27 protein-coding genes and 1 pseudogene are annotated in these 24145 nt (G+C 65.6%); 19 read left to right on the forward strand and 9 right to left on the reverse strand.

Features of this window, described 5'->3' with window-relative positions; genetic code table 11:
• Nucleotides 1–122: 122 nt before the first annotated feature.
• The 3 genes from ABZ293_RS01760 (at nt 123) to ABZ293_RS01770 (ending at nt 3309) form a co-directional block, all read left to right on the forward strand.
• On the forward strand, nt 123–1415 hold the full coding sequence (locus ABZ293_RS01760; protein WP_355176794.1) for a sugar ABC transporter substrate-binding protein: 1293 nt from the start codon (nt 123–125) through the stop codon (nt 1413–1415).
• A gap of 89 nt (nt 1416–1504) precedes the next feature.
• The gene (locus ABZ293_RS01765; RefSeq protein ID WP_355177124.1) at nt 1505–2383 is read left to right on the forward strand and encodes a sugar ABC transporter permease; all 879 of its coding nucleotides are present in this window, start codon (nt 1505–1507) and stop codon (nt 2381–2383) included.
• On the forward strand, nt 2380–3309 hold the full coding sequence (locus tag ABZ293_RS01770) for a carbohydrate ABC transporter permease (RefSeq protein WP_355176795.1): 930 nt from the start codon (nt 2380–2382) through the stop codon (nt 3307–3309). The genes ABZ293_RS01765 and ABZ293_RS01770 overlap by 4 nt, the downstream gene beginning before the upstream one ends.
• 60 nt (nt 3310–3369) lie before the next feature.
• Here ABZ293_RS01770 and ABZ293_RS01775 read toward each other — a convergent pair whose 3' ends face one another.
• The 3 genes from ABZ293_RS01775 to ABZ293_RS01785 are packed head-to-tail and all read right to left on the reverse strand — an operon-like array spanning nt 3370 to nt 5311.
• Nucleotides 3370–3789, reverse strand: coding sequence for a VOC family protein (locus tag ABZ293_RS01775; RefSeq protein WP_355176796.1), 420 nt, complete (start codon nt 3787–3789; stop codon nt 3370–3372).
• A 10-nt stretch (nt 3790–3799) separates the two neighbouring features.
• A complete protein-coding gene (locus ABZ293_RS01780) occupies nt 3800–4636 on the reverse strand; it encodes a helix-turn-helix domain-containing protein (RefSeq protein ID WP_355176797.1) in 837 nt (278 codons plus the stop codon).
• 42 nt (nt 4637–4678) lie between these two features.
• Nucleotides 4679–5311, reverse strand: a complete 633-nt coding sequence (locus tag ABZ293_RS01785; protein WP_355176798.1) for an NAD(P)H-binding protein — start codon at nt 5309–5311, stop codon at nt 4679–4681.
• Nucleotides 5312–5390: 79 nt separating this feature from the next.
• On the opposite strand from ABZ293_RS01785, the gene ABZ293_RS01790 reads away from it, so the two are divergent.
• From ABZ293_RS01790 to ychF, 3 genes are all read left to right on the forward strand, one after another.
• Nucleotides 5391–6002, forward strand: coding sequence for a TetR/AcrR family transcriptional regulator (locus ABZ293_RS01790; RefSeq protein WP_354958232.1), 612 nt, complete (start codon nt 5391–5393; stop codon nt 6000–6002).
• Nucleotides 6003–6149: 147 nt separating this feature from the next.
• Nucleotides 6150–7073, forward strand: coding sequence for a zinc-binding dehydrogenase (locus tag ABZ293_RS01795; RefSeq protein ID WP_355176799.1), 924 nt, complete (start codon nt 6150–6152; stop codon nt 7071–7073).
• A gap of 156 nt (nt 7074–7229) precedes the next feature.
• On the forward strand, nt 7230–8309 hold the full coding sequence (ychF, locus tag ABZ293_RS01800; RefSeq protein WP_355176800.1) for a redox-regulated ATPase YchF: 1080 nt from the start codon (nt 7230–7232) through the stop codon (nt 8307–8309).
• 147 nt (nt 8310–8456) lie between these two features.
• Here ychF and ABZ293_RS01805 read toward each other — a convergent pair whose 3' ends face one another.
• Complete coding sequence (locus ABZ293_RS01805; RefSeq protein ID WP_355176801.1) at nt 8457–9110, reverse strand: GntR family transcriptional regulator; 654 nt, start codon at nt 9108–9110, stop codon at nt 8457–8459.
• 142 nt (nt 9111–9252) lie between these two features.
• On the opposite strand from ABZ293_RS01805, the gene ABZ293_RS01810 reads away from it, so the two are divergent.
• From ABZ293_RS01810 to ABZ293_RS01845, 8 genes are all read left to right on the forward strand, one after another.
• A complete protein-coding gene (locus tag ABZ293_RS01810; RefSeq protein ID WP_355176802.1) occupies nt 9253–9669 on the forward strand; it encodes a nuclear transport factor 2 family protein in 417 nt (138 codons plus the stop codon).
• A gap of 62 nt (nt 9670–9731) precedes the next feature.
• Nucleotides 9732–10439, forward strand: coding sequence for an alpha/beta hydrolase (locus tag ABZ293_RS01815; protein WP_355177125.1), 708 nt, complete (start codon nt 9732–9734; stop codon nt 10437–10439).
• 71 nt (nt 10440–10510) lie between these two features.
• Nucleotides 10511–11320, forward strand: a complete 810-nt coding sequence (locus ABZ293_RS01820) for a carbon-nitrogen family hydrolase (RefSeq protein ID WP_355176803.1) — start codon at nt 10511–10513, stop codon at nt 11318–11320.
• A 3-nt stretch (nt 11321–11323) separates the two neighbouring features.
• Complete coding sequence (locus ABZ293_RS01825; RefSeq protein WP_355176804.1) at nt 11324–12001, forward strand: DUF2848 family protein; 678 nt, start codon at nt 11324–11326, stop codon at nt 11999–12001.
• Complete coding sequence (locus ABZ293_RS01830; protein WP_355176805.1) at nt 12001–13479, forward strand: 4-hydroxyphenylacetate 3-hydroxylase N-terminal domain-containing protein; 1479 nt, start codon at nt 12001–12003, stop codon at nt 13477–13479. The genes ABZ293_RS01825 and ABZ293_RS01830 overlap by 1 nt, the downstream gene beginning before the upstream one ends.
• Nucleotides 13476–13829, forward strand: coding sequence for a cupin domain-containing protein (locus ABZ293_RS01835; RefSeq protein ID WP_355176806.1), 354 nt, complete (start codon nt 13476–13478; stop codon nt 13827–13829). Before ABZ293_RS01830 ends, ABZ293_RS01835 begins: the two co-directional genes overlap by 4 nt.
• Nucleotides 13830–13834: 5 nt before the next feature.
• The gene (locus ABZ293_RS01840) at nt 13835–14353 is read left to right on the forward strand and encodes a flavin reductase family protein (RefSeq protein ID WP_355176807.1); all 519 of its coding nucleotides are present in this window, start codon (nt 13835–13837) and stop codon (nt 14351–14353) included.
• Between the two features lie 212 nt (nt 14354–14565).
• Nucleotides 14566–14787 (forward strand): hypothetical protein, encoded by a 222-nt coding sequence (locus ABZ293_RS01845; protein ID WP_355176808.1) that lies wholly within the window; start codon nt 14566–14568, stop codon nt 14785–14787.
• Between the two features lie 845 nt (nt 14788–15632).
• Here the strand turns inward: ABZ293_RS01845 and ABZ293_RS01850 are convergent.
• Nucleotides 15633–16445: a helix-turn-helix domain-containing protein gene (locus ABZ293_RS01850; RefSeq protein ID WP_355176809.1), complete on the reverse strand. Its 813-nt coding sequence runs from the start codon at nt 16443–16445 to the stop codon at nt 15633–15635.
• A gap of 127 nt (nt 16446–16572) precedes the next feature.
• On the opposite strand from ABZ293_RS01850, the gene ABZ293_RS01855 reads away from it, so the two are divergent.
• Together ABZ293_RS01855 and ABZ293_RS01860 are read left to right on the forward strand one after the other, a co-directional pair.
• Nucleotides 16573–17502 carry an alpha/beta hydrolase gene (locus tag ABZ293_RS01855; protein ID WP_355176810.1) on the forward strand — a complete coding sequence of 310 codons (930 nt, stop codon included), beginning with the start codon at nt 16573–16575 and terminating at the stop codon, nt 17500–17502.
• 329 nt (nt 17503–17831) lie between these two features.
• Nucleotides 17832–19049 carry an FAD-dependent monooxygenase gene (locus ABZ293_RS01860; RefSeq protein ID WP_355176811.1) on the forward strand — a complete coding sequence of 406 codons (1218 nt, stop codon included), beginning with the start codon at nt 17832–17834 and terminating at the stop codon, nt 19047–19049.
• A 222-nt stretch (nt 19050–19271) separates the two neighbouring features.
• Here the strand turns inward: ABZ293_RS01860 and ABZ293_RS01865 are convergent.
• From ABZ293_RS01865 to ABZ293_RS01880, 4 genes and pseudogenes are all read right to left on the reverse strand, one after another.
• A pseudogene (locus ABZ293_RS01865) lies at nt 19272–20036 on the reverse strand (MAB_1171c family putative transporter); the annotation flags it as partial.
• Nucleotides 20037–20137: 101 nt separating this feature from the next.
• Nucleotides 20138–20980: an SDR family NAD(P)-dependent oxidoreductase gene (locus tag ABZ293_RS01870; RefSeq protein ID WP_355176812.1), complete on the reverse strand. Its 843-nt coding sequence runs from the start codon at nt 20978–20980 to the stop codon at nt 20138–20140.
• Between the two features lie 17 nt (nt 20981–20997).
• A complete protein-coding gene (locus ABZ293_RS01875; RefSeq protein WP_355176813.1) occupies nt 20998–21207 on the reverse strand; it encodes a hypothetical protein in 210 nt (69 codons plus the stop codon).
• A 60-nt stretch (nt 21208–21267) separates the two neighbouring features.
• Entirely contained in the window at nt 21268–21801 is a 534-nt protein-coding gene (locus tag ABZ293_RS01880) for a YbhB/YbcL family Raf kinase inhibitor-like protein (protein ID WP_355176814.1), read from the reverse strand.
• Between the two features lie 89 nt (nt 21802–21890).
• Between ABZ293_RS01880 and ABZ293_RS01885 the strand changes: the two genes are divergently transcribed.
• From ABZ293_RS01885 to ABZ293_RS01895, 3 genes are all read left to right on the forward strand, one after another.
• A complete protein-coding gene (locus ABZ293_RS01885) occupies nt 21891–22574 on the forward strand; it encodes a GntR family transcriptional regulator (protein ID WP_355176815.1) in 684 nt (227 codons plus the stop codon).
• Nucleotides 22575–22722: 148 nt separating this feature from the next.
• Nucleotides 22723–23304, forward strand: a complete 582-nt coding sequence (locus ABZ293_RS01890; RefSeq protein WP_354958218.1) for an XRE family transcriptional regulator — start codon at nt 22723–22725, stop codon at nt 23302–23304.
• A 54-nt stretch (nt 23305–23358) separates the two neighbouring features.
• Nucleotides 23359–24090, forward strand: a complete 732-nt coding sequence (locus ABZ293_RS01895; protein WP_355176816.1) for a MerR family transcriptional regulator — start codon at nt 23359–23361, stop codon at nt 24088–24090.
• The last annotated feature ends 55 nt before the right edge of the window (nt 24091–24145 follow it).

The following is a 24145-nucleotide window of genomic DNA, read 5'->3' on the forward strand; positions in this document are numbered from 1 at the left end:
TTTTCCTTCGGCTTTGGACAACGTTAAGTTTTGTTCGTGTGTCGGCCGTCACCTCGGTGTTGCCGAACGTATGCTGCCATGCGATTCCGCCAAGCTCCACATCCGCCTGGAGGAGGGCCGTTTTGCGCAGGCGCACGCTGCTCGGCTCGGTGCTGGCCGCGCCGCTGCTCGCCGCCACCGGCTGTGCATCCGATGACAACGCGCTGACCTTCTTCTTCCAGGCCAGGCCGGAGGAGGCGCGGGTCCGGCTGCGGATCATCGACGAATTTCAGAAGCGGCACCCGGACATCCGGATTCGCACCATCATGTCCGGGCCCGACCCACTGCAACAGATGCTCACCTACTGCGCGGGCGGCAAATGTCCGGACGTCATGATGGCGTGGGAGCTGCTCTACGCCGGACTCGCCGAGCGCGGGGTGCTGCTGGATCTGCGCACCCTGCTCGATCGGGAGCCCGAATACGCCGCGGCACTGCGCGCCGACAGCTACCCGACGCTGTACGACACGTTCACCTACGCCGGTGGGCAATACGCACTGCCGGAGCAGTGGTCCGGGGTATTCCTCTACTACAACCGGGAGCTGTTCGCCCGAGCCGGGCTCAGTGCACCGACTCGGTGGCGCGAGGCCTGGTCATTCGACGAATTCCTCGATGCTACAAAGGCACTCACGCACCGCGAGCCGTCCGGCCGGACCCGGCAGTGGGGCTTCGCCGACGCGTGGGTGCCGTACTTCTCGGCCGCCTGCTTCGGGATGAACAACGGAGCCGAGTGGTTCACGCCGTCGGTGAATCCGACCAGGACCGATCTCGGTGATCCCCGGTTTGCCGAGGGGTTCCAGTTCTATGCCGATCTGGCGGTGCGCCATCGGGTTGCGCCGAAAGTCGCGGACCAGCAGTCGGTTTCGGCGCCGGATCTGTTCCGGCGCGGCCGGGCGGCCATGGCGATGGGCGGACACTGGCTGTATTCCGAATTCGCCGGACACGATGATCTGCCCATCGATGTCACGGTGCTGCCGGTCGGTCCGCACGGAGGCCCGGGTTCGATTACCGATGTCGGCAGCACCGGGCTGTCCATCGCCGCGGACAGTCCGCGCATCGAACAGGCCTGGGAATTCGTCAAATTCGCGACCGGCCCGGTGGGGCAGGCCATTATCGCGGCCTCCGGACTATTCGTGCCCGTGCTGAAATCGGCAATGGGTGCACCCGGATTCGCGGCTGCCCATCGTGAGATACGCAACCTGCAGGTTTTCACGGAGGGGCCGGAGAATTCGCGTGCGCTACCGGTTACTCCCGTCTGGGGCAAGGTTTCCGCATTGTTGGAGCGCGGCGGCAACCGCGTGCTACGCGGCGCCGCCACCGCCGACTCCATCAGCGCCGCCCTGACCGCCGATATCGACACCCTCCTGGAATCCCCGTGACCCCAACACAACTGCGCGAATCGATCGGCATATGGCTCCGACAGACCGCCCGAAGGCCGCGCCGCGGCGTGCCGCGGGAGCGGGGACACTTGGCGCGGCGGCGGGAGCGGGCGGGATGGGCGTTCGTGGCGCCGAATGTGGCCGCGGTGGTGGTGTTCTTGCTGTTTCCGCTCGCGGTTTCGCTATATCTGAGTATGCAGTCGTGGGATCTGTTCAGTGCGCCGCGGTTCGTTGGGGTGGCGAACTATCGGCGGTTGTTCGCCTCGGATCCGTTGTTCCTCATCGCATTGCGCAATACCGCGGTATTCACCGTGTTGACACTGGTGCCGACGGTGGTGATCGGGCTGGCGGTCGCAGCGGTGCTCAATCGGAAGTTGGCCGGTATCGGGATATTTCGGACCATCGCATTCCTGCCATTGGTCGCCTCGACCGTCGCGATGGCGGTGGTGTGGCGCTTCATCTTCACCACCGATGACGGGCTGCTCAACATCATGCTCGGCTGGGTCGGCATCGATCCGCTGCCATGGCTGACCGATCCGGATTGGGCGCTGGTATCGCTGAGCATCGTGACCGTATGGAAGAGCGTGCCTTTCGCGACGGTCATCCTGCTCGCGGCGATGCAGGGGGTACCCGAGACGCTGTACGAGGCAGCGCGCATCGATGGGGCGGGGCCGCTGCGGCGGTTCTGGTCGGTCACGCTGCCCCTGATTCGCGGGCCGCTGTCGTTCGTCTTCGTCATCACCATTATCAATTCGGTGCAGGCCTTCGATCAGGCGTATGCGCTGACCGGGGGCAACGGCGGGCCGGAGACCGGGACCTATCTGCTCGGAATCATGTTGTTCCAGAACGCCTTCGGGTTCTACGAGGTCGGGTATGCGGCGGCGCTGGCGTGGGTGATCTTCGCGATTCTGCTGGTGCTGACGCTATTGCAGTTGCGGTTCGCGCGGCGGGCGGAGGTGGAGTTATGAGTACGTCGGAGATGGTGCGGCGATCGCTTCCGGTGCGGTGCATCGGCAATACGCCCGCTGCGGGCAGTGCGCGGCCAGCTCATGGACGGGTGCAACGGGCCATTGCGCGCCGAACGGTGCGTGGGGTTCTCATCTACGTGGCCCTGATCGGCATTGCCTGGTGCGCGCTGGGGCCGATCCTGTGGGCGCTATCGGGTTCGTTGAAGCGTGATGGCGAGATCACCGAGCCGACACTGATTCCCGCGCGTCCGCAGTGGTCCAACTACGGGAAGGTTTTCGAACTACTGCCGCTGGGGCGGATGCTGGCCAATACCGCTTGCTACGCACTGTGCGTCACGGCGGGGCAGGTGTTCTTCTGTTCGCTGGCCGGATACGCGTTCGCGCGCTTGCGATTTCGCGGACGAGACGTGTTGTTCCTGGCCTATCTCGGCACGCTGATGGTGCCGCTGACCGTGACTGTGATCCCGCAATTCCTGCTCATGCGCGCATTCGGCTGGGTGGACACGCCCTGGGCGATGATCGTGCCCGGGCTGTTCGGCAGCGCATTCGGCACCTATCTGATGCGCCAGTTCTTCCGGACGCTGCCCGCCGAGCTCGAGGAGGCGGCGATCGTCGACGGCTGCACCACCTGGCAGGTGTTCTGGCGGGTGTTATTGCCGCACACCCGTCCCGCGCTCATGGTGCTCGGCGTGCTCACCTGGATCACCGTCTGGAACGACTTCCTGTGGCCGCTGATCATGATCCAGCGCAACGACATTGCCACCGCCACTTTGGGTTTGGTTCGGCTACAGGGTCAGTACCACACACAATGGCCGATTCTCATGGCTGCGGCCGTGGTGATTCTGCTGCCGTTGGTGGTGGTCTATGCGATCGCGCAACGTGCGTTCGTGCGCGGTATCGCGGCGTCCGGTCTCGGCGGTCGTTGACGGTCACGTCGGCCGCGGCCGCGGCCCATCGCCCTTCCGCGACCGAACGCCGACGCGCGCCTACTCGCCCCAGTAGGTGCCGAAGCTCCAGAGATTGCCCTCTGGATCGCGAACGGTGAAGCCGCGCGAACCGTAGTCCTCATCGCGCAGTCCGCGCACTACCTCCGCTCCCGCGGCGGCGGCGCGGTCGTGCAGGGCATCGGGGTCCTCGCAGACGAGATAGATCGAGTCGGTTCCCGGCCCCCGCGCACAGAACGGGTTATCGCCCTTGCCGATGGAACTGAACATGATGCCGCCACCGAGCGGCCAGCGCAGCTGACCGTGCTCGATGAACGACGGATCGTCCTCCCTGGCGTAGAGCGCGGTCTCTTCGAAGCCGAATGCGCTGGTCAGAAAGGCAACTGCCGCGCGTGCGTCGGTGAAATTGAGGCACGGCCAGACGGCGGTGCGGGTCGCGGTGGAATGCGTTGGTGTCGTCATGGATCCAGCCTCACCCGCCGGACCCCGCCGGGTCTTGGACGGATGGAATTTCCTCCGCAAGCCATATGGTGGGGCTGCAGCCGGCCAGCTCCGCGAAATCGCGATTCAGGTGGGCCTGGTCGTAGTAACCGCAGGTCGCGGCCACCTGAGCGATCGTGACGTAGGACGGCGTGTGTCCGATCATGCGCCGGGCTCGTTCGAAGCGGGCGATTCGGGCGGCGAGTTTCGGGCTGAGGCCGAATTCCGCGCCGAAGCGGCGGGCCAGATGCTGGCGGCTCCAGCCGATTTCCGCAGCGAGCGTACCGATCTGCGCCGCACCGTCGGTGTCGACCAAAGTCCGCCAGGCCCAGGTCAATTCGGGTGTCACCAGGCGGTCGTGGCAGGTCAGCGCGGTCAAGATCCGGTCGCAGGCGGCGAAGCGGTCCGGCCAGGTGCCCAGCTCCTGCAGTTGCTCCCACAGCTGACGCCCGACCGGCCCTGTCACCTCGGCACATTCGACCGACGTGTTCCACAGCGCACTCGCGGGCATCCCGAACAGCGCCCGGCTGCCGAGCGGCGTCAGCTCGATGCCGATTCCCTCCTGATACCCGTTGTGCGCGATGACCGCCGAACTGGCCTGCAAGCCGCTCAGCACACACCGGTAGTCCGCGGGCGACTGCCGCGAATCGGTCTGTGTGACAACGTCAATGCTCGGCCCGATGGACACGATGAACGTCATATGCCGCGACGGCAGCCCCCGATGCAGTCCGGGCGCGAACCCGCACAGTCGATACCCGACGTACCCATCGATGAACGCCGCGAGCGCCGGTGCCGGACGTGCCGTCACCACTTCGGTGGTCGGCTCCATATCCGGAAACGCTACGCCGCCCGGCCGCTATCGCAAGGCGAGTCAGTTGGCGACGTTGATGTGCTGGTGGATCGATCCCGGATCGGCCGCCAGGTCGAGCAGGCAGGCGGCGAGGTCTTCGCGGCTGATCCGGATGCCGAAGGTCACATTGCGCTCGATCGCCCTTCGGTAGGAACCCTGCGCCGGACGGTCGGTGAGCTGCGGTGCTCGGACAATGGTCCAATCCACCGCGCTGTCGCGCGTCGCCTGTTCGGCTCCGGCCATATCGTCGAGGCTGTGCCGCAGCAGCGGACGCAGAATGAGCGGTTTGACCACGAATCGGGTGAACCAATCATCGCCCGTTCCAGCGATTCTCGCGCTATTGCTGATCAGGATCAGCCGCCGCACACCCACCGATGCCATGGCCTCGGTAATGGCGAGTGCGGAGTCGGTGGCCACGGATGTCGGTCCCTTTTCCCGCGATCCGACGGTGTTGAGCACCGTGTCGGCATCTCGGATCGTCGTGGCGATGTCATTGGGATTCATGACATCGGCCGTGATCACCCGCAGTCGTGGATGACCCGCGAGCGCGTGCTGACCTCGAACAACCGCGGTGACCTCATGTCCTGCCGCGAGCGCCTTGCGAACAAGATGTCCACCGGTGCGGCCGGTCGCTCCGAAGATCGTGAGTTGCATTTCCAGTCCTTCTGGTTGGTGAGTATTTACTAACCTATGATGGGTGAGTATTTACTAACCTGTCAACCCGGGAGGCTGCGTGGGCACGCGCGACCAGATCCTCGACGCCGCCGCGGAGATCATGCGCAATCGCGGCGTCGTCGAGGCGACGACCAAGGAGATCGCCAAGGCCGCTGGCTACTCCGAAGCCGCGCTCTACAAGCACTTCAGCGATAAGGAGGACCTCATCCTGAACGTCCTTCAGTACCGCATGCCCGGTCCCGCGGCCATTCGACCCGAGCCGGGCACCGGCACGGTCGAAGCCAATCTCGCCGCCTTCGCCCGCGCCGCGCTCACCTTCTACCAGCAGTCCCTACCCCTCCTCGGCGGCTTGCTGGCGCAGCCCAAACGTATGGCGGCGCACCGTGATTCGATGCGGCGGCACGGCGCGGGGCCGGGTCACGCCATCGCGGGCATCGCGGCCTACCTGCGGGCCGAACAGGAACTCGGACGCATCGACGCCGCCGCCGACGTCGACACAGCCGCCGCGCTCCTCGACGGCACCTGCTTCCATCAGGCATTCCTGCGGTTCTACGAGGAGGGGCCGGACGCGTCGGCTGCTTCATCCGAACTCGCCCACAGCCTGGCGCTAACGCTTGTTCGCGGGCTCGGGTCGTCGGCTGTCGACGGCGGAGGCCACGCGGAAAAGTAGCGGCTCTGGCGCGTGGTAGCGGGCAGTCGCCAGCGCCTCTCATGCGAGTGGAGCTTGCGGTGAGATATCGCACTCGGATGGGTAACGGCTGGGAGTTGTCATGGCGTCGGGCTACCTTTACCGCTCCTAAGGATTTTTGGAGGTGTGATGCGGCGGGTGCAATACCAGCGCAGCGGGGGTCCGGAAGTACTCGAGGTCGTATCGGCCGAGGTGCCGACGCCCGGCCCGGGTGAACTGCTGGTCCGGGTCGATGCGGTTGGTGTGACCCTGCCGGTGGTCCGCAAGGTGCGTGAACCGCGCGAGCCGATCGCGCTCGGCGGCGAGATCGCCGGTGAGGTCGTCGCGGTCGGGGATGGCGTGACCAGCTGCATGCCCGGCTACCGGGTGACCGGGATGGTCTTCGGCCACGGCTACGCCGACTACGCACTGCTTTCCGCCGCGATGGCCTCGCCGATCCCGGACGGCGCTTCGGCCGTCGATGCCGTCGCACTGGTCCGCAGTGGCTTGGTCGCGCTCGGCGCACTCGATGCCGCGAACCCGAAGCCCGGTGAATCGGCCCTGATCACCGCCGCCGCCAGCGGTGTCGGCCACCTGGCCCTGCAGTTGGCGCGTGTGCGCGGCGCCGCACGGGTGGTCGCCGCGGTCTCCGATATCGCCAAGGCCGACTTCCTGCGCGATCTCGGCGCCGACGAAGTGGTCGCCTACGATCACGAATCCTGGGGCGATCCAGTCGATTACGTCCTGGACGCGGTCGGCGGCGACCTCCTGACCCCGGCCATCGCGGCCCTGGCCCCCGGCGGCCGACTCGTCGCCTACAGCTCCGGCGGCGGTACCATCCAGGCCTACGACCTGCTCGTCGGCGCCAAATCGGTCATCGGCTTCCAAATGGCCCGCATCGCCCGCAACTCCCCGGACCGCTACGAACACTGGCGCCAAGAACTCTGGCAATACTTCGCCTCCGGCCAACTCCGCCCCGCCGTCCACGCGGAGTTCCCGCTGGAAGAAGCCGCCGAGGCACACGCCGTCATCGAGTCGCGCTCGAACCTCGGCAAGGTCATCCTGATCCCCTGATGCTGATGCTGATGCTGATGCTGATGCTGATGCCGCTCGCGCTCGCCGGCCTGGGCCGGTCGCGCGGCCAGCGGGTTATCCGTGCCGACCCGGCGGTTCGGCAGCCGATGGCCTGCGGACAGGACGAGCTGGTGCGCCGCGTAGACTCTGTTCCTCGTGAGTCTCACCCTCGGAATCGTCGGCCTGCCCAACGTCGGAAAGTCGACGCTGTTCAATGCGCTGACCAAGAACGACGTGCTGGCGGCGAACTACCCGTTCGCGACCATCGAGCCGAACGTCGGGGTGGTGCCGCTGCCCGACCCGCGCCTGGACAAGCTGGCCGAGATCTTCGGCTCCCAGCGCATCCTGCCCGCGGTGGTGTCGTTCGTCGATATCGCGGGCATTGTCAAGGGCGCCTCCGAGGGTGCCGGACTCGGCAATAAATTCCTCGCCAATATCCGCGAAGCCGATGCCATCTGCCAGGTGGTTCGGGTCTTCGCCGACGATGACGTGGTGCACGTCGACGGCCGGGTCGACCCGCTCGCCGATATCGAGGTGATCGAGACCGAGCTGATCATCGCCGATATGCAGACCCTGGAGAAGGCCATCCCGCGCCTGGAAAAGGAAGCCAAGGTCAAAAAGGACCGCAAGCCGCTGCTCGATGCGGCCAAGGCCGCCCAGGAAGTCCTCGACAGCGGCAAGACCCTCTTCTCCGCGCGCGCCCAGCTGGACGGCGAACTGCTGAAGGAACTTTCGCTGCTCACCACCAAGCCGTTCCTCTACGTCTTCAATGCCGACGAATCGGTGCTCACCGACGAAGCGAAGGTCGCCGAACTGAAAGCCGCAGTTGCACCGGCGGATGCGGTCTTCCTCGACGCCAAGGTCGAAGCCGAACTCCTGGAACTCGACGACGAATCCGCCCTGGAACTCCTCGAATCCATCGGCCAATCCGAACCCGGCCTGCACGCCCTGGCCCGCACCGGCTTCCACACCCTCGGCCTGCAGACCTATCTCACCGCCGGTCCAAAAGAGGCCCGCGCCTGGACAATCCACCAGGGCGACACCGCCCCCAAAGCCGCAGGCGTAATCCACACCGACTTCGAACGCGGCTTCATCAAGGCCGAAGTAGTGGCGTACGACGACCTGATCGCCGCCGGCTCCATGTCCGCTGCCAAGGCCGCAGGCAAGGTTCGCATGGAAGGCAAGGACTACGTCATGGCCGATGGCGACGTAGTCGAATTCCGCTTCAACGTATAGGCGATATTCGTTCGTCGAATGCCGTTCAGCCCGCAGTAGCCGATAACAGAATTGACGCTGGTAGAGACTCTGCCGAGCCCATCCGGAGGTCCGGGTGGGCTCAAGTCGTTTCGCCGGCGAAACGTAATGTGAATCCGCAGCGGGCCACTAGAGTGCGACGGCGGCGGTGTTCGCGAGGTGTTTGCGTGCTGCGCTGGCTGCGGCCTCTGGGTCGCCCTGCTCGATGGCGTCGATGATGGCGCGGTGTTCGGCGACGACTGCTTCGAGGCGGTGGGGGAGTTTGAGTGCCTCGAAACCGATGAGCCACATTGCCCCGCGCAGGCTGATCATCGTTGCGTGGGTGCGCTCAAGGCCGAGGATTTCGGACTGAAGCAGGTGGAACTGCTCGTCCAGCGCCAAGAATTCCGACTCTTGGCCGCTGCTGAGGCTTTCCTGCGCGCCAACAATCGCACGTAGCCGTGAGATGTCCTCGGCCGTGGCACTGAGCGCCAGACGGCTTGCCACAAAGCCTTCGAGCAGCGAACGCAGATCGAAGATCTCCTGCCGCTCCGCTGTCGACAACTCGCGTAGACGGAACCCGCGTTGGGATTCGACGACGATGATTCCCTCGCGGTTGAGCGTGAGCAGGGCTTCACGGACGGGCGTTCGGGACATGCCGAGAGACTCGGCCAGTTCGTTCTCCGAGTACTGCTCACCGTGGGTGAGCGAGCCATCTCTGATCGCCTGCTGAATCTGCAGATAAGCGCGCCGACCCAGCGTTGGGGGTCGTTCAACTGCTGTGATGCCGCTCAGCTTTGCCATACCCCTAGGTTAACAGAGCCGTATGCGAGATTCAGTACGCCACACACTTGTATACCGCATACAAGTGTCGTAGTGTGTGCTGTGTCATAGCTCATCCAGTTGGCAAAGGAGCACACGGATGCCTCTGTCCGCTTCAGACAAATTGGCGATCATCGAGCTGTCGAACCTGCAGATGCGGTCGCTCGACAACCACGATGTAGATTCCTGGCTCGGGGCGTGGGTTCCCGACGGAAAGTTCATCGCGACTTACGGCACGTTTGTCGGACACGACGCCATCAGGGAGTTCATCAACGGTCACATCGCGGCCGGCAAGGAGGACGGTGCGCGTCATCTAATGACGAACTACACCGTCGACGGCGACGGCGATACGGCGACGGCGACGTGCACGGTCACCAAACTCCAGGTCGTGGAGCCGCCTTTCATCATCGCCACGGGCATCTATACCGATGTGCTGGCGCGCACCGAGGACGGCTGGAAGTTCCAGTCGCGCCAGTTGGACATCGATCCCGGCGTGTTCGCGCGGGCCGCCGCCGCGGCCGCCGTGGCTTCGCAGCAGTGAGGGCGGGTCCGATGACCGAACTTGCGGCAGAAAGATGGGGAACTACAGGCCCTCGCGTGGTCATGGTGCACGGCAGCTTGAGCTCGGCCGCAGCAGCCTTCGCTGAGCAGCGAATGCTGGCAGACCGCTACCAGATCACTGCGCCGTACCGGCGGGGCTACAGCCCGAGTCCGATCACACCTCGCATCGATCCGGATCGGGATGCGGCCGAGATCGCCGAACTGCTGGGCGACGGCGCCCATCTCGTCGGAACGTCGATGGGTGGCGTCATCGCAATGCGTGCCGCGGCGCTGGCTCCCGCGAAGGTCTGGTCACTCACGGTGATCGAGCCGCCCGCGCTGCCCAACGGCGCCGGCCGGCCTGCCGCGGACCAGCTCGCGGCGGCGCTGCGCGACTACTGGGCAGCGACCGACCCCAGCGATCTCGAGTCCTTCGCGACCGGCTTCCTCGAGGTGCTCGGCATCGACATGCCACTACCGTCACCACTGCCTGCCCCGCTCGCGGAGGCCATCCGCAATCTCACTACCGAAAAGCCCTGGGAGACAGGTGTTCCGCTGGAGGCACTGGCGCGGACTGCATTCCCCAAGCTGGTAGTCACCGGCGGTGGCACTCCGGGATTCGAAGATGTCGCCGACGCTCTGGCAGAGGGGTTGTCGGCGAAACGCGTTCTGTTCGAGGGCAGTCCGCACGCAGTGCAGCGTATCGGGCAGAAGTTCAACGACGAGCTCATAGCTCACCTGCAGAACGCGGAAACTTCTCTGTCGGCCTGAGCCGACGCGACCGCGGCACGCGAGCGACTCGTGTGCCGTCGGAGTCGCCATCAAGAAAGGACTGAATCACCTTGCGCGTAGCGCTGTTTCAGGTCGCTAGCCCGGACTCCGAGCCCGTGGCGACTCGGCTACGGCGGGTCGGTGACGCGATCGATCGCGAATCAGAGCTCGAGAAAGCCGATCTGCTGGTTATGCCCGAGCTGTGGGGCGTCGCCTATTTCGCCTTCGATGAGTACACGGCACGATCCGAGCCACTCACCGGCCCGACGGTCACCGCGGCCCGCGACTGGGCCACCTCGCATCGGCTGTTCGTTCACCTGGGCAGCATCGTTGAAATCGACGAGCAGGGCCGTTTGTTCAACACCTCCGTGGTGGTCAGCCCGGACGGTTCCGTCCGCAACACCTACCGCAAGGTGCACGTCTTCGGGTACGGCTCGCGGGAGCACGAGCTCGTCACACCGGGCACCTCGATAACCGTCGACTCGATAGCAGGTGTTCCATCCGGCATCACCACCTGCTATGACCTGCGCTTTCCGGAACTATTCCGCAGTTTGACCGACGCCGGCGCCGAGCTGCTGGCCGTGTGCGCGGCGTGGCCGGCCGCCCGCCTCGCGCACTGGCGACTGTTCACGAGCGTGCGTGCTGTCGAGCAGCAGTCGTGGCTGCTGGCTTGCAATGCAGTCGGCGAACAACACGGGGTGAGCCTCGGCGGCCACAGCCGGATCGTGGACCCCTGGGGTGAGGTGCTCGTCGAGGCAGGTTCCGACGAGGGATTCACCTTCGCCGAGGTCGATCCTGCTCTGCCGCAACGCGTGCGCGCCGAGTTTCCAGCACTGGCGGACCGACGCTGGCCCCCTGACCCATCGATCGGAGTGGAGTAGCACATGACCACAGGCATCACTCAGCTACGACTCCGGACGAGTTCCGGGGACGGAGTGGCCTTCACGCCGACCAATGTCATCGTCGCCGGATATACCGGACGCGACACCGCCGCAGTCGCACATCACGTTGATGAGCTCGCCGCGATCGGCGTGCCGAGACCAGATAGCATCCCCGCGTTCTACGAAATCGGCGCCGACCGCGTGACAACCGACACCACTATCGAGGTCGACGGGCCATCGACGTCGGGCGAGGTAGAACCGGTCCTGATATACGCCGACCATCGCTACTACCTGACAGTCGGCTCGGACCACACCGACCGGGTACTCGAAACCCAGAGCATCCCCCTTTCCAAAGCCGCCTGCCCCAAGCCGATCGCCACCACGATCATCGACCTCGGAACCGACCCGAGCGTCCTGCAATGGGACGAGATCATGGTGTCCAGCTGGGCAAACGGCGATATCTACCAGCGAGGAACCCTCGCCTCGATGCTGCCGATCGGCGATCTGCTGTCCAAATGGGGCAAACACAACGGCGACGAGTCCGCACTGATTCTGTTCGGCGGGACCATGCCGCTGGTCGACGGCACCTTCCGATACGGCCGACACTGGCAGATGAGCCTCGACGTGCCAGGTCACGCCCCGATCGAATTCACATACAACGTCACTGTCAGGAGCAGCTAATGCGTACCAGTACCGACTATCTGGCCTCGCTGGACGACGGCCGCCGCGTGATCGTCAACGGCGCGCCCGTAGAGCACGTCGCCAGCGATCCCGCATTCGCGCCGATCGCCCGCACGATCGGGGACCTGTTCGACCTCGCCGCGGACCCGCGCAATGGAATGCAGGTCATACACCAGACTGTCGGCCGCCCGGTCAACAGGCTGTTCCTGCCGCCGCGCAGCGCCGAGGATCTCACGGCCTACCGCACGGCAGCCCAGGTCTGGGCCGATCACACCCACGGCTGGGTGGGCCGCTCACCCGACCACGTCGGCGCCTTCGTCGCCGCCTTCTCGGCCCACCCCGAAGCGTTCGCGCAAGAACACGATCTGCGTGACAACGTCCTCGCCTTCCACCGCCGGATCGTCGAGAACGATCTCTATGTCTCCTATGCGATCATTCCGCCGCAGGTCTCCCGCACAAGCACCGTGCAGGCCTGGGAGGGCGAGTTCATCCAGGTCGGTGTGAAACATGAACGCGAAGACGGCATCGTCGTTCGCGGCGCCCAAATGCTCGCCACCGGCGGCGCAGTCGCCGACGAGATCCTGGTCTCCTGCATCAAACCGCTGCAAGCCGAGGACTCGGACTTCGCGATCAGCTTCACCGTCCCGGCGAACGCCGACGGACTGACGCTGTATTGCCGCCGCCCGTACGCGCCTAGCGTGACCAGTGAGTTCGACTATCCGCTCAGCTCGCGCTACGACGAGACCGACGCCCTGCTGGTGTTCGACGATGTCTTCATCCCCTGGGAAAACGTCTTCGTGTATAAGGATGTCCCGGGTCTGCGCAAACAGTTCTTCGATACCGCCGCACATGTGCTCGGCAATTGGCAGGCCCAGATCCGGTTCGCGACCAAACTGCGGTTCCTTGCAGGGATCGCCCGCAAGATCGCCGCAGTCAACGGTGTCGACAAGTTCCCCGGCGTCGTCGAGAAGCTCGGTGAGCTCGCCAGCTTGGTCTCGGTAGTGGAATCCGGGGTCCTTGCCGCGGAGCACACCGCGATGCCGGACGAGCAGGGATTGTGGCGCCCGGGCGCGGCCGCCCTGTACGGGGCGATGGGATTGCAATCCGAGATCCACCCGCGCGTGATCGAGATCTTGCGCGACCTGGCCGGAGGCGGGGTGTTGCAGGTGCCCTCGAGCGTTCACGAGCTTTCCGGCGAGCAGACCCGCGAGGACATGGACCGTTACGTGAGCAGCCCGGGCCTGTCCGGCGTCGAGCGAGTGAAGCTGTTCAAACTCGCCTGGGACGCCATCGGCAGTGAATTCGCCGGACGCCATCAGCAATATGAGCTCTTCTACGCCGGAGCGCCGTTCGTTGTGAAGGGCTACGCGTTCCGAAACTTCGACTACGACACCCCGACCCGCACCGTCGAACAGTTTCTGGCTTCCTACGATTTGTCCGAGATGCCGTCGGCCGAGCTGGGCCAGGTGACCGCATGAGCAAGCCGGAATTCGAGTTCTTCCCCGTCAGCGACGTGGAGTTCACCGTCTGTCCCGGCGGTGACCCACTGATCACCGAACGGATCCTCAGCAAAGATACGACGACCGGCGTTGCCACTCGGATCCTGCGATACGCACCGGGTGCCGATTCCACGCCGATGGGCGTGCAACGGCACGACTTCTGGGAAGAGGTCTACATCCTCGAAGGCTCCTTCGTGGACCTGACCCTGGGCGAGAAGTTCACCGCCGGTCAATACGCATGCCGCCCGCCGGGTATGCCGCACGGGCCGTGGTGCTCCGACGAGGGGGTGTTGACCTTCGAAGTCCGCTACCCCGCAGGCAAGGAGTAGGAGAAATGACGATGGCACCCGGATCGGTCGACTCGTCGGCAATGCGCAGAACGATGGGTAGATTCGCCACTGGCGTCGCCGTGATCACCACAGAGTTCAACGGCGTCCCGCACGGTATGACCGTCAATTCGCTCACCTCCGTTTCCCTCGACCCACCCATGCTGCTCGTCTGCTTCAACCACGGCGCCCGCAGCGCCGAGGCGGTGAGCGCGGCCGGACGGTTCGCCGTCAATATCCTATCGAGTCGTCAGCAGGCCATCGCTCTGCGTTTCGCCCAGCGCGGAGAGAACCACTTCGCTGGTCTCGGGCTCGAATACGACGGCCACCGAGTCCCCGTGGTGCCACGCGCCCTCGCCCACCTGGACTGCGACGTCGACCGCATCGTCGAGGCCGGCGACCACACTGTGGTGTTCGGCGCCGTCCGAGAGGTCTGCTCACGTGAGGGCGAAGCCCTGGGATTTTTCCGCGGCAACTTCAGCAGCATCGTGCCGCACGGCAGCGATCCAGAGCACTGGTTCTTCTGACCCCACTCACCAGACAACCGTACGAAGCCAAACTGCTCGCACGGTACGGATTCGATCCCGGTTCGGCTACCTAGTGCCCTGTCCGGAAGGGTTGACCCGGTAGTCGGGTGGCGGGGTCATCGCAGGCTGGCCGCTGGTGGTGCTGGCGGTGGAATTGTCGTGGCGGTGAGCCAGAGGTATCCGTCCGGCGTTGCCCGAGGAGGCCCTAGGCCATGACAACCGAAACATGGTTCTCGCCCGGAAGCGATGTGTACCTGCGGATCTGGCTGGGTGGCATGTTCTTCGACTACGCGGCTACCGCATCGGCGGCCCGCAATTTGATCCAGGATTGGAGACGAAAGCGCTGGTACACAATCGAATTGATCCGCGACACCGTCGAGGAATGTCTGTTGCTGCCGCGCCTGCCGTGCGAACGATTGTTCCTCGGGCCATAACCGGCGGGCTCCGAGACGCCCGGCGGTCACAGAGTGATCACCTATTGCGATTAAGGGTGGTATGTACTGACCCACTTAGCTCGGTGTCGTTCTACGGACGTTCAGGTCGACGGCAATGCGTCCGTTCAGCTGGCCAAGCCTCGGGGTCGGCGATGTAGCGACCCTGGCCGGAACAGAAGGTTGTGGCGCCGTGCTTTTCGATTACCGGGTCGACCTTTCCCGACGAGGCACTAACACGGTGATCGAATAGAGCGAGCCAGTGCCCACCCCTTCACGGATGGCTCGTGGTCGTCGAGGGACGCCTGCAACGGCCCTGGACGAACATCTCGGATAGTCGACGTCCCGGCAACGAAGTGTGCCTCTTCCTGCCGGGATGTCGACCCACCGGCACAACGGCATGTTCGGAGGCCCGGCGCCCCTCATCAGAGGTTATTCGGCTTCGGAACTCTACAGCAGTGCGTATCGCGTGGTTGCTTGTGATGTAAATTGTTGTGCGGCAAGGTATTTGATCGCTTCGCTTCGCGTTGTGTGGTGTGCGAGACATGGTCGGGGTTCGGTGTCGATGAGGTCGAGTTCCGAAGCGGATTAGCGTCTGCGAAGAAGTAGGGCAGCGCGTGCATCGGTGTTGGTAGAGACTCTGCTGAGCTCCCATCCGGTGTCCGGGTGGGGGCTCAGTCGTTTCGCGCGCGCCGTGCGCTGGCCGGTTCGGTCAGCGCGCCATGCGGCACTTGCGGACCTTCCGTCGACGCCAACGGACCGAGGTCATCTCGGCGCCGTTGATCTTCGAGTCGCGGCGGTTGGCGGCTTTGAACCGCGCGGGAACTGGCGCTGAGCAGCCACGCGGTTCAGCCCGCAGTGCTCGCTGGCCAGGCCTTGTCGTCGACTGCGAGCCATGGTTCGCCGGCTGCGGAGGTGAGGGGGGCACCGGTGAATCCGCGTACGTCGCGGTGGAGATGGGGTTGGTCGGCGTAACCGCTGTCGGCCGCCACCTGCGCGGGTGAGTGTCCCCGGACCAATCGGTGCATGGCATGGTCGAATCGCACCAGCATGGCGGCGCGCTTGGGTGTGAGGCCGATCTGTTTGCCGAAGCGTGACCATAGCCGTTGGCGGCTCCACCCGACCTCTGCGGCCAAGCGATCGACGCGGAATCGGCCTCGGCTGACGATGAGTTGGCGCCATGCCCACGCGACCTCGGGGTCGGACCGGCGGTCGTCGCGCAACCGTGCCGACAGCGTCGTCTCGATCAGTGCGAATCGTTCACGCCAGCTGCACGTTTCGTGCAGGCGCTCACTCAGGCGCGTCGCGTCGCGACCCCACAGCTCGTCGAGTGCGACGATGTTCCCGGTCAATTCGGCGAGTGGGAATCCGAGGATGGCGGATGCGACCACCGGTGACAGGCGGACCTGTACGCACTCGATGGTTTGGACGCGCACCGTGGCTGCGCTGCTGGTCAGACCGAGGGCCAGGCTGCCCGAGTGGGTCCGGCCTGTCGAGTCGCGGACGTCGAAGCAATGGTCACCGATGTTGACAGCTACCGTGACGGCCGGATGGGGAATGGCGCGCAGCTGAGCTGGGCCGTCACCGTGAATACGGAATCCGGCCATGTCCACGCCATGCAGCACGGGTGTCCGCGGTGGTCGTGTGATCTCCCAAACCACACCGCGAGTATATGAGCCGTCCGGCATCGGCAGTCGATGCCGATCTCTGTCGCTGACATTTCTTCAAGACGTATGTCGTTGTCGCCCAGCAGGGTGGTGGTGTCACGGATCGACCGAAGGAGGACCCATGAATGACACCACCGCCGCTGTAACGCCGGGTCGGCGACGACGCGGGCTGATGATCGCTGCGGTGTCGGCCGCCCTGTTCGCGGGCAACGCGGCAGGTGTCGTGAGCGCCGCGCCGGGCGTTTCCCAGGAGCAGATGATGCACCTTCCCGCTGGCGATATCCATGTCATCTCGAGCGGGGTGCCCAGCGCGGATGCGGTGGTGCTGTTGCACGGGCTGGCCGGATCGACCGCATGGTGGGACCCGGTGATGCCCGCTCTGCAGAACCGATTCGTGGTGCGGATCGATCTGCTCGGACACGGCGAATCGGCCAAACCGGATACTGGTTACGGAATGGCCGAGCAGGCGAGCCGGGTCGGCGAGGTGCTCGACCGACTCGGCGTGCGCCACGCGATCGTCGTCGGACATTCCACCGGTGGCTATGTCGCGACCTCGTTGGCGGAACAGCGCCATGATCTGGTGACGGCGCTCGCGCTGATCGATACCGGTTCACGGCTGGACGCGTTCACCGATAACGGCCCGGCCGGCGATCTGCTGTTCAACCCGGCGATAGGGCAGCCGCTGTGGCCGCTGCTTCCGGACGCCGCCATTCGGTACGTCCTGAGCAGTGCTTTCACCCGCGACGTACCAGTTCCCGAGCGGATAGTCGCCGACGTCAGGGGCATGACATACCGTAGCCTCACCGCGACCTCGAATGCGTCGGATGCGTACCTGCGGGACCTGCCCGAACCGGACCGGCTCGTGGACCTCGGCCTGCCGACCATGGTGATCTATGGCTCCCGGGATAAGCGCTGGCCGTCGGCGTCCTTCGAGCTCTACCGCCGAGTCCCGAACGTCCGAATCGAGGCCCTCGATTGCGGCCACACCCCCATGATCGAGGATCCCGGCGCCACCGGCACCCTCATCGGCGACTTCGCCGAGCATTACTGAACAACCCCTCGTGTGACTGTCCTGGCACCAGGGTCAATGGGCCGGTCATGCCCGGCGTCTGCCGTCCGGCGGTTTCGACCCACGGCTACCGAGGTGCCGGAATCGAGGGTGTCCAGACTCCGTCATCGGCCGGATGCGTTGTGACACTTTCGATCCCGGCCACCCGATCCGGCATTGGGCCGGTGCGATACCGGTCGATCGGGCCGACCCGGACTTGTTCGCCGGGCACCTTTTCGACACTCGACGAAGGCAACCACACGATAATCAATCCACCGCCCGGGGAATTCAGGGCATCGAACCCCGGCCACCGACAAACATAAGGCCAACTCATGCGGATTCTCATCTCCGGCGCCAGCGTCGCCGGTCCGGTGCTGGCGTACTGGCTTATCAGACACGGCTTTTCCGTCACGGTTGTCGAGCGCGCGCCGGCTCCGCGCAAGACCGGCGGCCACGCGGTCGACCTGTTCCGGCCCGCGATGGACATCTCGGAGAAGATGGGCGTGCTAGAGCGCATCGAGGCGCGGGTCACCGGTACGAGCCGGTTGACGCTCTGCCCGGAAGGGGAGCGGCGGCCCGCCCGGGTAGACCTGGCCAAGCTCTTCGGTGCCACCTCCGATCGGCACGCCGAGATCATGCGGGACGATCTGAGCGAGATCTACTACGAGGCCGCGTGCGACGATGTCGAGTACCTGTTCGGCGACTCGATCACCGCGATCTCTCCCGACGGTGAGGTGCTGTTCGAGAACGCCGCGCCGCGCCGCTTCGACCTGATCGTCGGTGCGGACGGGCTGCACTCCAACGTGCGCCGTCTGATCTTCGGTGACGAGTCCCGATTCAGTGCTTCCACCGGGGCCTATCTCGCGGTGGTGTCGCTGCCCGGCACCGCGGGCGTCGATGGTGAACTCCGCATCCATGTGGGTGTCGGGCGCACAGCCGGGATGTACCGCGCACGCCATCTCGACGATGCGCGGGCATTGTTCCTGTTCCGGACCGAGCGCGAACTCGACTTCCACCACCACGATGTATCGCGGCAGAAAGATCTGCTGCGCAACGCTTTCCAGGGTGTGGACGCCGAGGTGGCGGGCTGGCTGGACGCGCTCGACCACACCCCGGCCTTCTACTTCGATTCCATCACCCAGCTGCAGATGGACAGCTGGTCACGGGGCAGGGTCACGCTCGTCGGCGACGCGGGCTACTGTCCCGGCCCCGCCGTCGGCGGTAGCACCACGCTCGCGGTCGTGGGCGCCTACGTCTTGGCCGGCGAGCTGGCCCGGTCGGGCGGCGACCCCGAGCGCGCCTTCCCCGCCTACGAGCGCGCGATGGCACCGCATGTGCGAGGCAGTCGCGAGGTGGCAATGAGCGCGGCGAAAACCCTGATCCCCACCTCCCGCCTCGGGGTGCGCGGCCTGGTCAACGCCACCCGCCTGCTCTCCGTCCTCCCTGCGGGAGCCGCCCGCACCTTCCTCCGCCTCACCAGCAAAACCGCCAGTGTCTACAACTCCATGACCGTCGACGACTACCCACCCCCGCCGGGACCGTCGATCTAGCCGGACACTCATCCACGTCCGCCAAGGGGGCAGGGACGGCCGACGCCGTCGGTCCGCAGACGTTGTTCCGCTGCGGAATTCGGGTCGAGTGCCGCTTCGACGTAGGAGGTTGCGCGCCTGGACATTCCAACCAGGCGCGCACGTAGCGATTGGCGATGGATGTCGAGGGGCTGGACCCGGCCGCCGCATTGCCTCAGGTGGTTCGAGGTCGACGGCGCGACGCTATGGCGACTTTGTCAGGCCGCGGACGTGTGGCCATGCCTTGGCGAGTGCGAGTAGCTGGCGCAACTCCGCGGTGAGGTCCCGTGCCCCCGGTTGGACTTGGTGCCGGGGCATGAACCGGCTCGCGCTCGGAGGGTGCCCGGCAGCTTTGGTGGCTATGGCCTCGGCGATGCGGCGGGTATAGATATGTGGGTCACTGGCGGCCAGATCGTCCGGGCTGTCGCTGTAGCGCTCGAGATGCAGCAGGCTGTCGCGGATCTCGACCGTCATGCGATGCAGACGGATGGCCGGGTCTGTTCGGTCGTTGTGGTCGCGCCGCATCTCCAGGGCGATTTCGGGTACGGCTGCGGTGAGATCGGCCCACATCGGCCGGAGGCGGCGGCAGTATCGGCGGGTGCGGTCCCATCCGATGTGGGTGAGCAGGGTGCTGATCAGCGGCACCGTGATCACGGCGGGAGCGCCGACGGCCGAGAGCAGGAAGCCGCTCCATGCTTTCCAGTGCATCTCGGGATCGAATGACGGTTGGCCCGTCACGACATTGATGGTGGTCTCGAGCGGGTATACGACCGCTACGATCCCCAGTCCCACCGCGGTGCCCAGGACCGCTGTGTACAGTGCACGTTCCTGCCAGGTGGTGTCGGCGCGCATCTCGCGTGCACTTACCCGGCCGACGAGCAGGGCCGTAGCGCCGAGCGGCAGGGAAAACGCGACCCAGACCACGACAGCCGGCCAGCCGAGGGTTTGGTCGATCAACTGGTCGGCGTGGCGGGCGGGCGTCCCCGCGACCTATGCCGATATTGCGGTGAGCGTAGTCGCCCACGGAGCATTGTCGCGGACATAGACGCGCGACCGACCGGCCCATCACCTTAGTAGAGCGCCGAAATGACTGCGGTGTCACTGATTTCGAGCAGGCGACGGCGCGCCGTCGGATCGTCCGCCTGCGCGTGCGGACGGCTTTTCCTGCTGCCGTTGAAATACCGGCCTGTCGTCTGTGACAGGGCCGGATCGCAAATCAGCCGGAGGGTCGCGTCCGCGCCTTCGGCGACGGTGCTTATCGGCGTAACACCGGATGCCAGCACCATGGTCGTCGCCATGAGGGTGGCCGGGTGCAGGGCGTTCACCGTGACACCGGTTCCGTCGAGTTCCTCGGCATACTCGATGGTCGCCATGATCATCGCCAGCTTGGCGCGGCAATAGGCGGTGTACACGTCGTAGTCGTGCTCGGGGGTCGGATCGTCGAGGTCGATCTCCTGCTGCCCGGCGGAGGCTACGTTCACCACCCGCGCCGGAGCCGAGGCCCGCAGCAGCGGCAGCAGCCGCCGCGTCAGCCGATACGGGGCCAGATGGTTGACCGCCCACAGCAATTCGTTGCCGTCGGCGCTGAGTGCACGTTTCCCATCCGGTCGGCCGCCGGTGCCGGCATTGTTCACCAGCACATCCAATCGCGAAGTGCGGGCGATGATCTCGTCGGCCAGCCGGTCCACCTCCGCGAGTCGCGACAGGTCGGCCAGGATGAGCTGCGGAGCGTGTCCGCTCGCGGCTGTCACCTCGGCCGCGACCGCCGCGGCCCGATCGGGGTTGCGGCCGTGCAGGATCAGCCGGGCACCCGCGGCGCCGAGCCGCACCGCGAGTTCCCGGCCGAGTCCGTCCGTCGCGCCCGTGATCAGCACAGTGCGATCGACCAGGCGATCGATATCGTTGTCGCGCATAGCCTTTCCTTGCAATCTCAGGTCCCGTCCACGGTCCGGATGCTGACCGAAGTGGCGGTCAGGTCGAGCGCGACGTGCGTGCCGAGAGGCGTGTGCACGACGCGCGGATCGCCGGTGGCCGGCATCGGTATGCCGTTCACGATGACCTCGACCCAGCGGACGATGGCGTCGCCGTCGCGCCGCGAATGACGAACGATCTCCACTTCGCAGGGGAGCGACTCAGCCACTGGAAGCCGCGCATGACGACGAATCCGCGTTTTTGGCGGAACCGGCACCTCGAACGGAATTCACTGCATCGCCTCCGCCGTGGCGACGAGCGTCGCCCGGCCCAGGATGTGGCCGGCGATAGTGAACCCGAGCAGAGCCGGCGTGGAGTCGGAGGCGATGCCGATGTCCGCCACATCCAGCGCGTGCACGGTGACGAAATAGCGGTGCCGACCATGCCCTGCCGGCGGTGCCGCACCGATGTATCGAGGTAGGCGCGCGTCGTTCGGCAATTGGAAGGAGCCGACCGGCAAACCGATGCCGGCGTCGTCTCCGGCGCCCTCGGGAAGGCTCGTGGTCGTGGCCGGGATGTTGGCGACAGCCCAGTGCCAGAAGCCGGAGCCGGTGGGGGCGTCGGGGTCGTACACGGTAACGGCGTAGCTCTTGGTGCCTGCTGGGGCGCCAGTCCAACTCAGTTGCGGAGAAATATCTTTGCCGCCGGGAGCGCCGGAGGACCACTGTGCGGGTTGCCAGGCGGCGCCGTCGCTCACCGTGGTGCTGGTGACCGTGAACGAGGCTGCCTCGGGGAGGCGGGCGAAGGGATTGTTTGCGCTCATCATGTCGCGCCTTTCGAGTCGTACCGGACATGCAAGATCGACGATATCAGAAATAATCGATTATTTTTCAAATCGTCTATGATCGAAGCATGACTCGGACAGTCCACACCCCGACCTCGCCGGAGAAGCAGATGCTTTCCGAGCAGATCTACGCACACTTGCGGAACGCGATCATGCGCGGCGAGCACGCGCCCGGTGACGCGCTCAAGCCGCAGGATCTATCCAGGCAGCACGGTGTGAGCCTGGCTGTGGTGCGTGAGGCGCTGGTGCGGCTGGTTGGTGAGGGCCTGGCCGAACGGCTGACCAATCGCGGCTTCGCGGTCCCGGCATTTTCCGATCACCGCTGGCAGCAGATCGGCGAGGCCCGCCGGGCCATCGAGCCGGTCCTGCTACGCATGTCGATCGAACGTGGTGACGTCAACTGGGAGGGCGACGTCCGGGCTGCCCACCACCGCATGGCGCGCACACCGGTATTCACCCCGGAGGACGGCGAGTACTACAGCGAGGTATGGGCCGAGGCCCACCGGGTGTTCCATCGCACACTCTTGGAAGGGTGTGGCAATCCGGTGTTATTGGAAACCTTCGACCGATTGTGGGTCGCGAGCGAGCTGGCCCGCCGCTGGTCTACGTACCGCAACCCGGAGCGCGATGGCATTGACGAGCATCGCCGATTGGAGGAGGCGGCGCTGGCCCGTGACCCCGACACCGCCGTCGACATACTGACTCGACACCTCACCCTGACGACGGCCGCACTGATAGAGCAAGAAGGCTGAAACGCCGACAATCCGGCCAGTCGGTCTGTCAGTCCGTTGGCACGCTCGACCGCCACGCGGGTAGTCGAGAGAGCCGCGCAGCAGGCTCAGTCTCATCCGGCGCAGCACGATCTGACACGCGATCTTGCGGTTCCGGCAAGATGGGCGCATGGACCCCGAAACCGATGACGTGCTCGACGCGGTGGGACCACGACTGCGTGCGTTACGGCGCGAGCGCGGCATCACCCTCGCAGATCTCGCTACGACGACCGGGGTCTCCGAGAGCACGCTGTCCCGGCTGGAGAGCGGGCAGCGCCGGGCAACTCTCGAGTTGCTGCTGCCGCTTGCTCGCACCTACGACGTGCCGTTGGACGACCTCGTCGGTGCGCCCCGCACCGGCGATCCCCGAATCCATCTGAAACCGATCCGTCGGTTCGGGATGATCTTCGTGCCGCTGTCCCGGCGGCCGGGCGGGGTGCACGCGTTCAAGATGATCATTCCCGCGCGTCCGGCACCGCTGGAGCCGACGCCGCAGACGCACGACGGCTTCGAGTGGCTGTATGTGCTCAACGGCCGCCTCCGATTGGTGGTCGGCGAGCGCGACCTGACCTTGCCGCCCGGCGAGGCCGCGGAATTCGACACCTCCGTACCGCACTGGCTGGGCAGCGCCGACGGCGGCACGGTCGAGTTGCTCATTCTGTTCGGCTTGCAGGGTCTGCGATCGCATGTACACGTCGACTCGCATCGGTGAGGTTCCCCGGCAGCCGGCTCGTGCGGTGTTGACGCGACGAGGAAGGTGACGGGCATGGCATGGAGCACCCGTGAACTCGCCGAACTCGCAGGCACCAGCCTGCGAACGGTGCGGCACTACCACGACGTCGGACTGCTCGCCGAGCCCGAACGCGCGGCCAACGGCTACAAACGTTACGGGGTGACCCACCTGGTCCGGTTGCTCCGGATCAAAAAGCTTACAGCGCTTGGCTTTTCACTCGCCCAGATCGCTGCCCTCGGGGATGCCGACGAGCACCCGGAAGCAGAGCTGCGGGCACTGGATACCGAACTGGCCGCGACCATCGAGCGGCTGCAGCGCGCGCGGTCCGAACTCGCCCTGATCCTGCGGCACGGCTCGCCGACCGATCTGCCGCCCGAGCTGGCCCCGACCGCCGGCGGCCTGTCCGCCGCCGACCGCGCCTTCATCAGCGTCATCACCCGAGCGCTCGATCCGTCGGCGTTCGATGCCTACAAACGGATGCTGCCGTCCCTTCCCGGCGCGCTACCCGCGGGCCCCGAGCTCGACGACCTGCCTGCCGACGCCGACGAGCGAACCCGCATCGAGCTGGCCGAACGCCTGATTCCGCAGGTCCGGGACCTGTACGCGAACTATCCCGGGCTGGAGAACCTCGGCACCGGAGGCAACGCACACAGCGTGGCCCGTGCCATCGGCGCAGCGATGACGGAGCTCTACAACCCCGCACAGATCGACGTCCTGCGGCGCATCGGACTCGGACTCCAGGCGCCCCGGCCGATCCCGAAGTGACGTCTTGACTGTGCCGTTACGGCCGGGGGTGTGATCCCGACGAGACCATCAATCG

Origin of the sequence: Nocardia sp. NPDC005998 (assembly GCF_040614395.1) — a bacterium.
Taxonomy (GTDB): Bacteria; Actinomycetota; Actinomycetes; order Mycobacteriales; family Mycobacteriaceae; genus Nocardia.

Excerpts from the sequence above, each read along its gene's own strand:
- ABZ293_RS01870 (WP_355176812.1), bottom strand. The coding sequence starts at position 20,980 with ATGCGCGACAACGATATCGATCGCCTGGTCGATCGCACTGTGCTGATC.
- ABZ293_RS01895 (WP_355176816.1), top strand. The coding sequence starts at position 23,359 with ATGGCATGGAGCACCCGTGAACTCGCCGAACTCGCAGGCACCAGCCTG.
- ABZ293_RS01795 (WP_355176799.1), top strand. The coding sequence starts at position 6,150 with ATGCGGCGGGTGCAATACCAGCGCAGCGGGGGTCCGGAAGTACTCGAG.
- ABZ293_RS01880 (WP_355176814.1), bottom strand. The coding sequence starts at position 21,801 with ATGAGCGCAAACAATCCCTTCGCCCGCCTCCCCGAGGCAGCCTCGTTC.
- ABZ293_RS01835 (WP_355176806.1), top strand. The coding sequence starts at position 13,476 with ATGAGCAAGCCGGAATTCGAGTTCTTCCCCGTCAGCGACGTGGAGTTC.
- ABZ293_RS01825 (WP_355176804.1), top strand. The coding sequence starts at position 11,324 with ATGACCACAGGCATCACTCAGCTACGACTCCGGACGAGTTCCGGGGAC.
- ABZ293_RS01845 (WP_355176808.1), top strand. The coding sequence starts at position 14,566 with ATGACAACCGAAACATGGTTCTCGCCCGGAAGCGATGTGTACCTGCGG.
- ABZ293_RS01830 (WP_355176805.1), top strand. The coding sequence starts at position 12,001 with ATGCGTACCAGTACCGACTATCTGGCCTCGCTGGACGACGGCCGCCGC.
- ABZ293_RS01815 (WP_355177125.1), top strand. The coding sequence starts at position 9,732 with ATGGTGCACGGCAGCTTGAGCTCGGCCGCAGCAGCCTTCGCTGAGCAG.
- ABZ293_RS01855 (WP_355176810.1), top strand. The coding sequence starts at position 16,573 with ATGAATGACACCACCGCCGCTGTAACGCCGGGTCGGCGACGACGCGGG.
- ABZ293_RS01770 (WP_355176795.1), top strand. The coding sequence starts at position 2,380 with ATGAGTACGTCGGAGATGGTGCGGCGATCGCTTCCGGTGCGGTGCATC.
- ABZ293_RS01885 (WP_355176815.1), top strand. The coding sequence starts at position 21,891 with ATGACTCGGACAGTCCACACCCCGACCTCGCCGGAGAAGCAGATGCTT.
- ABZ293_RS01785 (WP_355176798.1), bottom strand. The coding sequence starts at position 5,311 with ATGCAACTCACGATCTTCGGAGCGACCGGCCGCACCGGTGGACATCTT.
- ABZ293_RS01775 (WP_355176796.1), bottom strand. The coding sequence starts at position 3,789 with ATGACGACACCAACGCATTCCACCGCGACCCGCACCGCCGTCTGGCCG.
- ABZ293_RS01840 (WP_355176807.1), top strand. The coding sequence starts at position 13,835 with ATGACGATGGCACCCGGATCGGTCGACTCGTCGGCAATGCGCAGAACG.
- ABZ293_RS01780 (WP_355176797.1), bottom strand. The coding sequence starts at position 4,636 with ATGGAGCCGACCACCGAAGTGGTGACGGCACGTCCGGCACCGGCGCTC.
- ABZ293_RS01890 (WP_354958218.1), top strand. The coding sequence starts at position 22,723 with ATGGACCCCGAAACCGATGACGTGCTCGACGCGGTGGGACCACGACTG.
- ABZ293_RS01805 (WP_355176801.1), bottom strand. The coding sequence starts at position 9,110 with ATGGCAAAGCTGAGCGGCATCACAGCAGTTGAACGACCCCCAACGCTG.
- ABZ293_RS01860 (WP_355176811.1), top strand. The coding sequence starts at position 17,832 with ATGCGGATTCTCATCTCCGGCGCCAGCGTCGCCGGTCCGGTGCTGGCG.